Source organism: Gordonia sp. QH-12, assembly GCF_001578675.1.
GTDB classification, from domain to species: domain Bacteria; phylum Actinomycetota; class Actinomycetes; order Mycobacteriales; family Mycobacteriaceae; genus Gordonia; species Gordonia sihwensis.
Window position 1 is genome coordinate 78,299 of sequence record NZ_KQ969295.1, and the last position, 14,189, is coordinate 92,487.

14 protein-coding genes are annotated in these 14,189 nt (G+C 68.6%); 1 reads left to right on the forward strand and 13 read right to left on the reverse strand.

The genetic code is table 11. The features are described from left to right. Positions 1–32: 32 nt before the first annotated feature. From Y710_RS13300 to sucC, 13 genes are all read right to left on the reverse strand, one after another. Positions 33–887 (reverse strand): HpcH/HpaI aldolase/citrate lyase family protein, encoded by an 855-nt coding sequence (locus Y710_RS13300; protein WP_101841611.1) that lies wholly within the window; start codon positions 885–887, stop codon positions 33–35. 26 nt (positions 888–913) lie between these two features. Next, positions 914–1,414 (reverse strand): MaoC family dehydratase, encoded by a 501-nt coding sequence (locus Y710_RS13305; protein WP_006894664.1) that lies wholly within the window; start codon positions 1,412–1,414, stop codon positions 914–916. Next, complete coding sequence (locus tag Y710_RS13310) at positions 1,411–2,559, reverse strand: acyl-CoA dehydrogenase family protein (protein ID WP_062367651.1); 1,149 nt, start codon at positions 2,557–2,559, stop codon at positions 1,411–1,413. Before Y710_RS13310 ends, Y710_RS13305 begins: the two co-directional genes overlap by 4 nt. Before the next feature lie 129 nt (positions 2,560–2,688). Further along, positions 2,689–4,767: an acetyl/propionyl/methylcrotonyl-CoA carboxylase subunit alpha gene (locus tag Y710_RS13315; protein ID WP_006894661.1), complete on the reverse strand. Its 2,079-nt coding sequence runs from the start codon at positions 4,765–4,767 to the stop codon at positions 2,689–2,691. Between the two features lie 5 nt (positions 4,768–4,772). Then, on the reverse strand, positions 4,773–6,344 hold the full coding sequence (locus tag Y710_RS13320) for a carboxyl transferase domain-containing protein (protein WP_006894660.1): 1,572 nt from the start codon (positions 6,342–6,344) through the stop codon (positions 4,773–4,775). 164 nt (positions 6,345–6,508) lie between these two features. After that, positions 6,509–7,123 (reverse strand): TetR/AcrR family transcriptional regulator, encoded by a 615-nt coding sequence (locus Y710_RS13325; protein ID WP_082781317.1) that lies wholly within the window; start codon positions 7,121–7,123, stop codon positions 6,509–6,511. A 13-nt stretch (positions 7,124–7,136) separates the two neighbouring features. Further along, complete coding sequence (locus Y710_RS13330) at positions 7,137–8,453, reverse strand: carboxyl transferase domain-containing protein (protein WP_062367653.1); 1,317 nt, start codon at positions 8,451–8,453, stop codon at positions 7,137–7,139. Positions 8,454–8,549: 96 nt separating this feature from the next. Next, positions 8,550–8,768, reverse strand: coding sequence for a hypothetical protein (locus Y710_RS13335; RefSeq protein ID WP_045538625.1), 219 nt, complete (start codon positions 8,766–8,768; stop codon positions 8,550–8,552). 129 nt (positions 8,769–8,897) lie between these two features. Beyond that, complete coding sequence (locus Y710_RS13340; RefSeq protein ID WP_231875743.1) at positions 8,898–9,563, reverse strand: DUF5336 domain-containing protein; 666 nt, start codon at positions 9,561–9,563, stop codon at positions 8,898–8,900. A gap of 65 nt (positions 9,564–9,628) precedes the next feature. Continuing rightward, the gene (locus Y710_RS13345) at positions 9,629–10,069 is read right to left on the reverse strand and encodes an RDD family protein (RefSeq protein ID WP_062367655.1); all 441 of its coding nucleotides are present in this window, start codon (positions 10,067–10,069) and stop codon (positions 9,629–9,631) included. Beyond that, positions 10,062–10,625, reverse strand: coding sequence for a hypothetical protein (locus Y710_RS13350; protein ID WP_006894655.1), 564 nt, complete (start codon positions 10,623–10,625; stop codon positions 10,062–10,064). Before Y710_RS13350 ends, Y710_RS13345 begins: the two co-directional genes overlap by 8 nt. Before the next feature lie 101 nt (positions 10,626–10,726). Beyond that, positions 10,727–11,629, reverse strand: a complete 903-nt coding sequence (gene sucD, locus Y710_RS13355) for a succinate--CoA ligase subunit alpha (RefSeq protein WP_006894654.1) — start codon at positions 11,627–11,629, stop codon at positions 10,727–10,729. A gap of 16 nt (positions 11,630–11,645) precedes the next feature. Beyond that, positions 11,646–12,809 (reverse strand): ADP-forming succinate--CoA ligase subunit beta, encoded by a 1,164-nt coding sequence (sucC, locus tag Y710_RS13360; RefSeq protein WP_062367656.1) that lies wholly within the window; start codon positions 12,807–12,809, stop codon positions 11,646–11,648. Between the two features lie 299 nt (positions 12,810–13,108). Here sucC and Y710_RS13365 point away from each other — a divergent pair, with 299 nt between their 5' ends. Continuing rightward, positions 13,109–14,104 carry a M23 family metallopeptidase gene (locus Y710_RS13365; RefSeq protein ID WP_062367657.1) on the forward strand — a complete coding sequence of 332 codons (996 nt, stop codon included), beginning with the start codon at positions 13,109–13,111 and terminating at the stop codon, positions 14,102–14,104. The last annotated feature ends 85 nt before the right edge of the window (positions 14,105–14,189 follow it).

The following is a 14,189-nucleotide window of genomic DNA, read 5'->3' on the forward strand; positions in this document are numbered from 1 at the left end:
TGGGTCGGTCGGATGCGGGGGCGAGTGCCGGCTCAGCCGGCGGGAGGCTGCATCACCCGGGCGAGGATCGCTCGGGCTTGGGCGATCACCGGGCCGTCGATCATCTGCCCGTCGACGGCGAACACGCCGCCGTCGTGCGCGAGGGCGCCGTCGCACACCTTGCGGGCCCATTCGACGCGCTCGGCCGACGGTGCGTAGCCGGCGCGGATGTGCTCCACCTGACTCGGATGGATGCAGGCGGTGGCCGTGTAACCCTGGGCGACGGCGTCGCGGACCTCCGCCACGAGTCCGTCCACGTCCGCGATGTCGATGTGGACCGCGTCGATCGCCGCCACACCGAAGGCCGCGGCCGCGAGCCGGACCCGTGCCCGGACGTGCCTGGCGATGTCGCGGTAGCCGCCGGTGCCCGGCTCGTCCGCACCGAACCTGCTCGACGTGCCGCCCATCCCGGCCGCGAGATCCTCGGCACCCCACATCAGGCCGACGCAGTTGGGCGCCGCCGCGATCTCCTCGACACGAACCGCGCCGAGAGGTGTCTCGATGAGCGCGATGGTGGGCAGTCCGTGCGCGGTGATCTGCGCCGCGGATTCGACCTTCGCCTGCATCACGACCCGATACGGCGTGCACTGCACCGCGTCCAGATCCCGCTGATGCTCCACGCTGCCCGCGGGGTTGATCCGCACGATCACCCGGTCGGCCGCGATCGGATCGGCGATCAGCGCCTCCCGGGCGTCGGCCTTGTTGACCTCGGCGACGGCGTCCTCGAGATCGAGGATCACCATGTCGGCGCGGTCGAGCGCCTTGGCGTACCGCTCGGGGCGGTCGGCCGGGCAGAACAGCAGAGCCGGTCCGGCCGGCGTCCAGGATTGCGCTGTGGACCCTGTCATTCCCGACCCTCTCACTCCGGACACTGTCATTCCCCTTCGGGTCGAACGCGCACGAGGGTCGAGCGCGAGGCACGGGCCACGATCACTCCGTCCTGATTGCGGCCGATGTGCGTCAGGTCGACGATCCCCTCGCCCGGACGCGACTTGGACAGCCGCTTGCCGGTGCACTCGGTCTCGCCGTACAGGGTGTCGCCGGCGAACATCGGTGCCGGGAAGGCGATGTCGTGGAAGCCGAGATTCGCGACCAGCGTCCCCTGAGTCAGCTGTGCCACCGACAGCCCGACGATCGTCGACAGCGTGAGCATCGAGTTCACCAGCCGCTGACCGCCGAAGCCCGGCTGCGTGGCCGACCACGCCGCGTCCAAGTGCAGGGCCTGGGTGTTCATCGTCAGCGTGGTGAAGAACGTATTGTCCGCCTCGGTGATGGTGCGCCCGGGACGGTGTTCGTAGACGGTGCCGATCTCGAACTCCTCGAACCAGAGCCCACGCTGCGTGACGTGCTTGGCGCCGCCGTCGGCCGCGGTCATGCCGGCAGTCCCAGCGATCGCGCGATCAGCATGAGCTGCACCTCGGTGGTGCCCTCGCCGATCTCGAGGATCTTGGAGTCGCGGTAGTGCCGGGCCACCGGGTACTCGTTCATGAAGCCGTAGCCGCCGTGGATCTGCGTCGCCGTCCGGGCGTTGTCCATCGCGGCCTCCGAGGAGATCATCTTGGCGATCGCGGCCTCCTTCTTGAAGGGCTTGCCCGCGAGCATCTTGGCGGCGGCGTCGTAGTACGCCATCCGCGCGACGTGCGCCCGGGCCTCCATGCGGGCGATCGCGAACGACACCGACTGGAACTCGGCGATCGCCTTGCCGAACGACTTGCGCTCGCGGGCGTACTTGACCGATTCGTCGACGCAGCCCTGGGCGACGCCGGTCGCGAGACCGGCGATGGCGATCCGGCCCTCGTCGAGGATCGACAGGAAGTTCGCATAGCCGCGGCCTCGTTCGCCGAGCAGGTTCTCCCGTGGCACGCGCGCGTCGTCGAAGCTCAGCGGGTGGGTGTCGGAGGCGTTCCAGCCGACCTTGTTGTACGCGGGTTCAGCGGTGAAACCCGGTGTTCGGGCGGGCACGATGATCGTCGAGATCTCCTTCTTGCCGTTGTCGCGCTGCCCGGTGACCGCCGTGACGGTCACGAGCGAAGTGATGTCGGTGCCGGAGTTGGTGATGAACTGCTTGCCACCGTTGATAACCCACTCGTCGCCGTCCTCGCGTGCCGTGGTCGCGGTGGCGCCGGCGTCCGAACCGGCGCCGGGCTCGGTGAGACCGAAGCCCGCGAGACGGCGGCCCGCGAGCAGATCCGGCAGCCAGGTCTCCTTCTGCTCCTGGGTGCCGAACTTGTAGATCGGCATCGCGCCGAGACCGACCCCGGCCTCGAGCGTGATCGCGACCGATTGGTCGACCTTCCCGAGTTCCTCGAGTGCGAGGGCGAGCGCGAAGTAGTCGCCGCCCATCCCGCCGAACTCCTCGCTGAACGGCAGGCCGAACAGGCCCATCTCGCCCATCTGCCCGACGACCTCGTACGGGAAGGTCTTCTTCTCATCGTGTTCGGCGGAGACGGGCGCCACCACCTGCTGTGCGAAGTCGCGCACCGTGTTCACCAGGTCGGTGTATTCCTGCGTCAGTTCCATGGAGTGAGATTCCTCGTCGTATGTGGGGCCGGGTCCATCGGTCCGGCGCTGTCTGTGGATCGCTGTCTGGGGTTGAAAGTCTCTGGCTGGGGAGCCGTGTGTCGTTGACGTGGTTCGCGTCGAAGCGGCTCAGTCGTCGACCTGGACGTGCGCGAGCAGTTGCTGCGCGTCCACCTTGTCCCCGACCCGGACCTTGATGGACGCGGTTCCGTCGATCGGAGCGCGAAGGGTGTGCTCCATCTTCATCGCCTCGACCACCACCAGCGGGTCGCCGGCCGCGACCTGCTCGCCGTCGACCCCGGGCACCGCGACCACGGTGCCCGGCATCGGACTGACGATGTGGCCCGCGGCATCGCCTTCATCGTGCTCCGACAGCGCACGGACCGTGTGCAGAATCCAGGTTCCCGGCCGGCCCGACACCCAGCGGCGACCGCCGCGGGCGTCGACCGCCACCTCCCAGCGGTGCGAACGTCCGTCGACGATCAGGTCGAAGGCGTCGCCGGGCACCTGGCGCAGCCGCACCGGGGCCTGCCACGGTTCGCGGTCGAGATCCTCGAAGGAGATCGTCACGTGTGCGTCGAGGGTCCCCGGCCGCGGCGTGCGGTTCTGATCGATCTGCGCCGACACCGTGTAGACGTGCCCGGACTCGGCCAGCCGCGCGAGGACCGGTGACGGTGCGCCGATGCGGAAGCCGATCGCGGACGACCAGAGATCGTCCGGGTCGCCGAGGTCCAGAGCGCCGAGCGCACCCGCGACCAGCGCGTGCGGATCGGGCATCGGGGCGGCGTAGTCGGCGGCGATCCGGTCGAGCAGTTCGGTGTCGAGCACACCGTCGCGCACATCGCGCTGCGCGAGCGCGTAACGGCAGAAGCCGATGTTGGTCACGACGCCGAGCAGCCGGGTCTCCGACAAGGCCTCGTCGAGACGGTCGAGCGCCTCGGCGCGATCGGTGCCGTAAGCGATCACCTTGGCCAGCATCGGGTCGTAATCACTGCCGATCACCGACCCCTCCTCGATGCCGCTGTCGACACGGACACCGGGCCGCTGAGCCCCGGTGGCGAGCCGAGCCGGCTCCATCGAGGCCGCACGCGGCCACGACAGCCGCGTCACCTCGCCACCGGTCGGCAGGAATCCCTGCGCCGGATCCTCGGCGTAGACGCGTGCCTCCACCGCGTGACCGGTCATCACGATGTCGTCCTGCGTCAAGGCCAGCTTCTCGCCGCGGGCGATCCGCACCTGCTGCTCCACCAGGTCGACACCGGTCACCATCTCGGTCACCGGATGCTCCACCTGCAGCCGGGTGTTCATCTCCATGAAGAAGAAGTCCTCGGGCGCGGTGGCCGAGACGATGAACTCGACGGTTCCCGCCCCGGTGTAGCCGACGCTGCGGGCCGCATCGCAGGCCGCCTCGCCGATCCGCTGCCGGGTGGCCTCGTCGAGCAGCGCCGACGGCGCCTCCTCGATGACCTTCTGGTGGCGGCGCTGCAGGGAGCACTCGCGCTCACCGAGATGGATCACGTTGCCGTGCTCGTCGGCCAGGATCTGCACTTCGATGTGCCGCGGCGTGAGCACGAAGTGTTCGAGGAACAGGGTGTCGTCGCCGAACGCCGACGCCGCTTCGCGACGCGCGGTGGCCAGCGCCTCGGGAAGTCCGGACGGGTCCTCCACGCGGTGCATGCCTTTGCCGCCGCCGCCCGCACTCGGCTTGATGAGTACGGGGAAGCCGACGCCGCCCGCGGCGTCGATCAGTTCCTGATCCGTCAGGCCCGGACGGGAGATGCCCGGGACAACGGGCACGCTGCGTTTGGTGACCGCGTCGCGCGCGGTGATCTTGTCGCCCATCGTGGCGATCGCCGATGCGGGCGGTCCGATGAAGATGATGCCCGCTTCGGCCAGTGCCTCGGCGAACTGCTGGTTCTCCGACAGGAAGCCGTAGCCGGGGTGCACGGCGTCGGCACCGGTGAGCCGGGCCGCCTCGATGACGGCGTCGATCCGCAGATAGCTCTGCGTCGCCGGTGCCGGGCCGAGCCGGACGGCCTCGTCCGCGGCCTTGACGTGCGGGGCGTCCGCATCCGCGTCCGAGTACACGGCCACCGATTTGATGCCCATGTCGTGGAGCGTGGCGATCACACGGCAGGCGATCTCGCCGCGGTTGGCGACGAGGACCTTGCGAATGCTGCGAGTGTCAGTAGTGGTGTTCACGTGCATGTCCCTCACATCCGGAAGACGCCGTAGGCGGGATCGTCGAGCGGCGCGTACCGGCAGGCCTCCAGGGCCAGCCCCAGCACGGTTCGGGTATCGGCGGGATCGATGATCCCGTCGTCCCACAGTCTCGCCGTGGAGTAGTACGCGTCGGATTGACGCTCGAACTGATCGCGGATCGGCGCCTTGAAGGCCTCTTCCTCCTCCGCCGACCAAGTGCCGCCGGAACGTTCGATACCGCCCCGACGGACCGTGGCCAGGGTGTCTGCGGCCTGCGGTCCGCCCATGACGGAGATCCGGGCGTTGGGCCACATCCACAGGAAGCGCGGCGAGTATGCGCGGCCGCACATGGAGTAGTTGCCCGCGCCGAACGAGCCGCCGATCATCACGGTCAGCTTGGGCACGCGTGCGCAGGCCACGGCGTTGACCATCTTGGCGCCGTTCTTGGCGATGCCGCCCTCCTCGTACTGGCGACCCACCATGAAACCGGTGATGTTCTGGAGGAAGATCAGCGGGATGCGGCGCTGGTCGCACAGTTCGATGAAGTGCGCTCCCTTGAGCGCCGACTCGCTGAACAGCACGCCGTTGTTGGCCACGAACCCGACCGGGTGACCGTGGATCTTCGCGAACGCCGTCACCAGCGAGGTGCCGTAGCCGGCTTTGAACTCGGTGTACTCGCCGCCGTCGGACAGGATCTCGATGACCTCGCGCACGTCGTACGGGATCCGCGAATCGGTCGGCACCACGTCGTAGATGTCGGTCTGCGGGCGCTGCGGCGCGCGGGTGGGCACCGTCTCCCACTGCGCGGGCTCGCGCGGGCCGAGGGTGGCGATGATCTCGCGCACCTTGGCCAGTGCCTGCTCGTCGTTGTCGACGAGGTGATCGGTGACGCCGGAGACGGTGGAGTGCATGCTTCCGCCGCCGAGTTCCTCCGCGGTCACGTCCTCGCCCGTCGCCGCCTTCACCAGCGGCGGGCCCGCCAGGAAGATGGTGCCCTGGTTCCGCACGATGACGTTCTCGTCGCTCATCGCCGGGACGTAGGCGCCGCCCGCAGTCGAGGAACCGAGAACTGCCGAGATCTGCGGAATCCCGGCCGCGCTCATGGTGGCCTGGTTGTAGAAGATGCGGCCGAAGTGCTCCCGATCCGGGAAGACGTCGTCCTGGTTGAGGAGCATCGCACCGCCGGAGTCGACCAGGTAGATGCACGGCAGCCGGTTCTGCGACGCGATCTCCTGCGCGCGCAAATGCTTCTTGACGGTCACCGGGTAGTACGTGCCGCCCGACACCGTGGCGTCGTTGGCGACGATCATGCATTCGCGGCCGTGGATCCGGCCGATGCCGGCCACCACGCCGGCCGCCGGAGCCTTGCCGTCGTACATGTCGTAGGCCGCGAGCGGAGCCACCTCCAGGAACGGCGAACCCGGATCGATCAGGGCGTCGATCCGGTCGCGTGGGAGGAGCTTACCGCGCGAGAGATGTCGCTCTCGCGCCTTCTCGCCGCCGCCCTGCGCCGCGGCGAGCAGCCGGGTCCGCAACACGGCCACGTTGGCGTGATGCGCGTCTGAAGAGGATGTCGCCGTCATGCCGCCCTTTCAGTTAGCTTCGATTAACTGAAATACAGGATAGGTGACGGCGCCCACATTCGCCAGTCCCTGGCGGGGGCTCACAGCGGAATGAGTGAATTGTGCAGCTGAGGCGCCCTCGCACGGACCCGAAACGGTCTCGTGGGAGCCTGGCCGGCGTGCCGTCAGCTCTGCAACGCGCCCATCGCCATTCCGGTCAGCAATCCGCGCAGCCGGTCCCGGGGAAACTCCGGAAGCCGCGGCGAGGAGTTGAGCAGACCGAACATGGCGTGGATGCGCACCCGCGCCTCCACGGCCTCGAGTGCGACGCCGCGGTCGGCCGCGTGATCCATCAGGACCCGCACCCACACCTCGACGTACCGGCGCTGCAACGAACGCACACGGTGCCGCGCCTGCGGCGACAGCGACCACAGATCGCGGTCCTGCACACTGATCAGGTCCGGCCGGGTCACCAGCACGTCGATGTGGAACTCGATGAGTCGTTCGAGCACCTCGACCGGTGTTCCGCCCTCGGCCGCCGCGGCCACGCCGCCGTCGTGCAGCCGCTCGCTGATGTCGATCAGAATCGTGTCGAGCAACTCGGATTTGGACTGGAAGTGCCGGTACATGGCCGGGCCGCTGATCCCGACCTCGGCGCCGATGTCCTCCAGCCGCACTCCGTTGTAGCCGCGCTGGGCCATCTGCCTGGCCGCCGCCGACAGGATCTCCACGCGCCGCGCCGCCTTCGCCTGTTCACGGCGAGTGGCCGGTCGCGGCGTCGGGACGGGTTGCGAAGACATGACGCTGCCGACTCTACCGCCCGACCCGCACCCGCCCCGAGCGATCGGCGACGGGGTCGGTGGCGATCCAGCGGTCGATGGCCGCCACCGTCTCGTCGAGTGTCGTCACGACCTCGTCGACGATTCCCAGCCGGCGCAGCTCGCGCACCCAGACGTGCTGAGCCCGGGCCATCTCAGCCGCATGGCCGACGTCTCCGTGCATGATGACGCTCGCCCCCTCGGGCGGAAGCGGTGCGAGCCAGCCGTCAGCGGCACCGATCACACGGTCGGCCGGGAACATCGCGAGCGCCGCGCCGCCCGCGCCCTGCCCGAGCAGAACCGACGCCGTGGGAGTCGCGGCCGACAGCAGCTCCATCGTGCACGCGGCGATCTGCCGAGCCAGGCCCGATTCCTCGGCCGCCCGCGACAGTTCGCCGCCGCTGGTGTCGACGACGGTCACCAGCGGCAGTCCCCATCGGACGGCGAGCGCGATACCCCGGCGAGCGACGCGAAGGGCGTCGGCCGAGATCGACCGGCCCTCCGATTGGATTCGGCGATCCTGCCCCGCCAGCACCACTGGACGGCCGCCGAACCTCGCGAGCGCGATACGGATCGGCCCGTCGCCCGCCAGCCGCACCGCCCCGAGGTGAGTCTCGAGTTCGGTCAGCCCGGGGCGCATCCGGTCACGTGTGGCGGCCACCGCCGACCACGCGTCGTCGACCTTCGCGGCGAGCGGTCCCGCCGCCTCGTGCCGGACGGCCGCCGCAGCGGGATCGAGCGCCGCGAGGACGCTCGCGACCCGAGCGCCGAGGCGGCGGTGGTCGACGACGTCGTCGACGAATCCCAGGCGGTGCAGGTTCTCGGCGGTCTGCACGCCCGCCGGGAACTGGCGGCCGTAGATGCCCGCGTACACCCTGGGTCCGAGGAATCCGGTCAGCGCTCCGGGTTGAGCCCAGGTGACGTCGCCGAGCGACCCCCAGGAGGCGAAGACCCCGCCCGTGGTCGGATGTCGCAGATACACCAGGTAGAGCAGCCCGGCGTCGCGGTGCTCGGCTACGGCAGCGGTGATGGCGGCCATCTGAAGGAACGCGGGCGTGCCCTCCTGCATGCGCGTTCCGCCGGACGCCGGGAGCGCCAGCAGAGGGAGCCGCTCCGCCGTGGCGCGGCGCACCGCCTCGACGATCCGCGCACCGGCCGTCGCGCCGATCGACCCGCCCGATACACCGAATTCGCTGACCACCAGGGCGATGGGACGACTGCCGACGCGCCCGGAGCCGGTACAGACCGACTCCGGCTCGGTGGACCGATCCCAGCTGCACCACGTCCCGTCGTCGAGCACGGCGTCGATCATCGCCGCGGCGTCCGGCCGCTCATTACCCGGCCGCCCATTACCCGGCCGCTCAGTACCCATATGCCCGATGATGCCTGACGCCGGGCGTTCGGGCAGTCAACTCATGTTCGGAGTCCACAACGGGTAGCACCAGCGCTGCGGGACCGGCGAGATCGCGTCGATGGCCGCGCAGATCAGAAAGCAGACCGTACCCGTGCAGTACATCCGCGGAGGGGGCGCGTGGGTCGGTGCAGCCGACGCGGCCGGTGCCCCGGCGAAGGCGACGGTGAGTCCGACCGCCGCCACGGCGGCGAGGAGCGTGATTCTGCGGATCATGGCGAGCCTCCAATCCCCTGTGGACTGCCTCCGGCGAACGCTCTGTCCTCGACGCTACGACGAGCGACGAGCCTCGTCCAGGGCGCAGCACGATTCGGCCGAACGATCACCGCTCGCGTCCGACCGAGCTCAGAATCGGGGCGGCGGCCCCTGGTCGGCGGGAGCACGACCGTCGATCACCGCGGCGATCGCCAACAACGCCGCTTGGATGAAACCGACCGTCAGCGCCACATAGGCACCGGCCCCGAGACTCAGGAACGGCGGAAGACCCAGTGCGCAGACGAGCAGACCCAGCCAGCCGAAGATCGCGAGGAAGGCCAGCAACGGCAGGTAGCGCCGCCACCTCGGTGCGGCCAGCCCCGCTGCCGCGACACCGACTGTCCCCAGCAGCAGAAAGAACCAGCCGGGACTGAGAATCAGCGACGGGCTGAGGTAAGCGGGCACGTCGAAGGTTCCGTTCATGCCAGTGGCCCAGACCTCGGCCTTGTGGTCGATCTCGTCTGAGACCGTCACCCAGCCGAGGAATCCCATGAAGAACGTGACCAGTCCGGCGGCCGTGGACCCGACGGCCATCAGGACCGGCGTCGGAGTGCGCGAGAGGAGCGGGGGCCTGACGGGAGGCGGCGGGTAACCGGGCGCGCCGTATATCATCGGCGGCGGTCCCGGCTGCGCACTCGGTCCCGGACCGTATCCGGGCATCGGGTTGGCGGAAGTCCAGGAATTCGTCTCCTGGCCGAGGGCCTGCTGCGAGTCCGGCTTCGGGTCCGGCTGATCCGGATGCGGCGGGTTGGTCATGTCCGTATCTAACCACCCGGATCCGACACTGCGGGCCCGGTCGACGGCGGCGGTCCGCCGCTCTCTCATCCGTCGGTGTAGATCACCTTGGTCCGCAGCACCGCGTCCTGCAACGACATCCGCCGCGGAGACAGCACCACCCAGAACAGTCCGACCGGGAACACCACGCAGGTCAACGCCCGGAGCAGGATCTGCGCAAAGTGCATCGGCCGTCCGCTGACGCGCACCACACGCAGTCCCATCAACACGTTCCCCACCGTCCGGCCGGTCACCGACCACCCGGCGACCAGATAGACGAACGCGATGCCGAGGAATCCGCTGGTGGTGAACCACCACCCGACCTGCGGGAAGGCGAAGTTGGTGATATCCATCGTGAACAGGACGAAGGCCGTCCCCAGATAACCGAGACCGAGAAGCGCGACCACCAGCACCACGTCGATGACGGCGGCGATCAGCCTGGTCACGATCCCCGCGGTCCGCGGCTGCGCGTCACGCGGCTCAGTCATCGTCGGACTTCCGGCGGAAGACCCGGTTCACGAAGCCCTCCACGGCGTCGTCGGCGCGTTCACTGCTTGTCCGGACGTCGGAGATCATCTCGGTCGTCACAGTGGAACTGGCGTCGCGCACGATCGACGAGAGATCCACGCCGTTGATCACCCGGTTGCCGACCACCACCAGATCGACGCCCGCGAGGACGGCGTCGAGATCGATGCGCCGGACCGCCTTGTCGAGGTCGACTCCGTCGACCACCGCGTCGATGTCGAGTCTGGCCAGAACCGGGTTGAGATCGAGCCGGTCGAGGATCGGCGTCAGGTCGATGCCGTCGAGCACCTTCTGCAGATCGATGGTGTCGATCACCGCGTTCAGGTCCAGTCGTTCCACGACGGCCTGCAGATTCACTTCGCCGAGCACCCGGTCGAGGTCGACGGCCGCGAGCAGCACCTCGGTCAGGTCGATCTCTTCGGTGAGGAATGCGATCGCCTCGGACAGCACACCGCGGATCACTGCACGCGGAACATCGAGCACGCGGTTCACGGCACCCGAGACCAGATCGGTTATCACTCGACGATTATGGCTGAATGCGAAACGTCCCGGTGCGGCAATGCAGCCGTACCGGGACGTTTCGTCGTCCGACTCTCAGATCCGTCCGGACCGGAGTCCGATCAGAGTGCGTCGAAGAGCTCGCGCGCCAGTGCGGCGGTCTCGCTCGGGGTCTTGCCGACCTTGACGCCGGCGGCCTCGAGGGCCTCCTTCTTGGCCTGCGCGGTGCCGGAACTGCCGGAGACGATGGCGCCGGCGTGGCCCATGGTCTTGCCCTCCGGCGCGGTGAAGCCCGCGACGTAGCCGACGACCGGCTTGGTGACGTTGGCCTTGATGTAGTCGGCCGCGCGCTCCTCGGCGTCGCCGCCGATCTCGCCGATCATGACGATGAGCTTGGTCTCCGGATCCTTCTCGAAGGCCTCGATCGCGTCGATGTGGGTGGTGCCGATGACCGGGTCTCCGCCGATGCCGATGGCGGTCGAGAAGCCGAGGTCGCGCAGTTCGTACATCATCTGGTAGGTCAGGGTGCCCGACTTCGACACGAGACCGATCGGGCCCTTGCCGGTGATGTTGTTCGGGGTGATGCCGACCAGCGCCTCGCCCGGCGTGATGATGCCGGGGCAGTTCGGGCCGATGATGCGCGTCTTGGCGCCCTTGTCGACGTTGTACGCCCAGGCGTAAGCCGAATCCTGGACCGGGATGCCCTCGGTGATGACCACGAGCAGCGGGATCTCGGCGTCGATGGCCTCGATGATGGCGTCCTTCGAGAAGGCGGGCGGCACGAAGGCGATCGAGGTATCGGCCCCGGTCTTCTCCATGGCCTCGGCGACCGATGCGAACACCGGCAGTTCGACGGTGTTGCCGTCGGCGTCCACGTGCGAGACGGTGGTGCCTGCCTTGCGGGCATTGACACCGCCGACGACGTTGGTGCCGGCCTTCAGCATCAGCGCGGTGTGCTTGGTGCCCTCGCCGCCGGTGATGCCCTGGACGATGACCTTGTTGTTCTTGTTCAGGTAGATCGACATGAGTCTTCTTCGTCTCCTACTGGTTCGCCAGCTCAGCGGCCTTGTCGGCACCCGAGTCCATGGTGTCCGCCAGGGTCACCAGCGGGTGGTTGGCCTCGGCCAGGATCTTGCGACCCTCCTCGACCTTGTTGCCGTCGAGACGGACCACCAGCGGCTTGCTGGCGGTGTCGCCCAGCTTGGCGAGCGCGCCGACGATGCCGTTGGCGACCGCGTCACAGGCGGTGATGCCGCCGAAGACGTTCACGAAGACGCTCTTGACCTGCTCGTCGCCGAGAATGACGTCCAGACCGGCCGCCATCACCTCGGCGGACGCACCGCCGCCGATGTCGAGGAAGTTGGCCGGCTTCACGCCGCCGTGGTTCTCACCGGCGTAGGCGACCACGTCGAGGGTCGACATGACCAGACCCGCACCGTTGCCGATGACACCGACCTGACCGTCGAGCTTGACGTAGTTGAGGTCGTTCTCCTTGGCCTTGAGCTCGAGCGGATCGGTGGCGTCCTTGTCCGCGAACTCGGCGTGGCCCGGCTGCCGGAACTCGGCGTTGCCGTCCAGCGTCACCTTGCCGTCGAGCGCCAGGATCTGATCGTCCGGCGTGCGCACCAGCGGGTTGACCTCGACGAGCAGTGCGTCTTCGGCGACGAAGACCTCCCACAGCTTCTGAATGGTCACGGCGGCCGCGTCGAGGACCTCGGCGGGCAGATGGCCCTTCTCGGCGATCTCGCGCGCGAACGCCAGGTCGACGCCCTTGACCGCGTCGACGGCGATGCGAGCCAGCCGGTCCGGCTTGGTTGCGGCGACCTCTTCGATCTCCATGCCGCCCTCGACCGAGCACATGGCCAGGTAGGTGCGGTTGGCGCGATCGAGCAGGAAGGAGATGTAGTACTCCTCGGCGATGTCACTGGCCTCGGCAACGAGGAGCTTCTTGACAACGTGGCCCTTGATATCGAGCCCGAGGATGTTTTCAGCGTGCGTCTGTGCGTCATCAGGGGTTGCGGCGTACTTGACGCCACCGGCCTTACCGCGGCCGCCGACCTTGACCTGCGCCTTGATCATCACGGGCTTGCCGATTTCCTCGGCGATCGCCCGCGCATCGGCGGCAGTGTCAGTCACCCGACCTGGTGTGGTGGGTACCCCATGCTTGGCGAACAGTTCCTTCGCCTGGTATTCGAAGAGATCCATTCAGCTCACCATCTGAAGTAATGTTTCGCCCGCTCCGGTGTAACGCGGGCCATAGGCGACTCTAAACCCCCGGCGCCGTCGCATTCGAACGCGACCCCAACCTTGTGCCGCATCTCACGCGCTACTGACCAGTAACCCCTTATGCACCGCAATTGTGGCCGCTGAGCAGCCAGAATGAGGACGTCATAGAGAGAGGCGGTGGACTTAGCGCCGACCGTTCGTTACCGTCGTCAGGGTTGGTAACAACTAGGTCACGACATGCGAGCCGCTGCCTCGAGCGGCAGCGCTGAGGATTTGAGGTGAACGACTTGGCAGCACGGAGCCTTCTCGACCGTGACGGCGCAACCGCCGGCCAAGCCGACCCCACTCCTCTCGACACCCCCAGCACTCACGACTTCCCGCTCCCTTCGCGCTCGCTGCGCATCGGCCTCGGCGGGTCCGCGCTGAACCAGGACACCGTCAGCACCACCGAGATCCTTCTCACCGACGACGCAACGGTCGACGACACCGCCCCCGCTGCGGCCGCGCAAGCGGAGACCGGCAAGCCGAAGCACCGCCTCCGCGCCCCCTCGTCGGCCCTGCGTGCTCGTACCGCCCTATTCGCCATCGCCGCGGGCGCCACCGCGATCGCCGTCACCGGCTCCGGATCCGACGGCCAGGCGAGCCCACTCGCCCAGGCCCCCGCCGACCCCGCGCCGGTCGACGGATCGAACGTCGTCCCGGTAGCGAACACCTCCGCGAGCGACACCGGCCCCGGAGCCGTTCCGGCCGCCTCGCAGGCCGATATGAGCGATTTCGGCGATCAGCTCTCGCAGGGCGTGAAGATCGCCAAGGAGCAGGCGGCCGCCATCGCCGCGAAGCAGAAGCCCCTCGTGGTCTCCCCGATCCCGATGGGCGTCTACAACCTCACGTCGGCCTTCGCGCCCCGCTGGGGCACCTTCCACGGCGGCATCGACATGGCCGCACCGCTCGGTACGCCCATCCATGCCGCCACCGACGGCGTGGTGATCGACGCCGGACCGGCCTCCGGGTTCGGCAACTGGGTGCGGCTCAAGGCGCCGGACGGCACCATCACCGTCTACGGCCATATGGCCTCCTCCGGTGTGCTGGTCCACAAGGGCCAGCAGGTCACCGCCGGCGACACCATCGCGCTGGTGGGCTCCGAGGGGTTCTCCACCGGACCGCACTGCCACTTCGAGGTGTGGATCAAGGGCCCGAGCGGCGCCTACGTGAAGATCGATCCCGCCATCTGGCTCGCCAAGAAGGGCGTCCGCCTCTCCGCACTCACCGGCTAGTCAGACACCGACGGGTTCGGTTCGCCGAGCCGCACCGGCCCACCGACCTTGCCGAGCAGCACCAGCTCCCCAGGCCGGTCGAGTA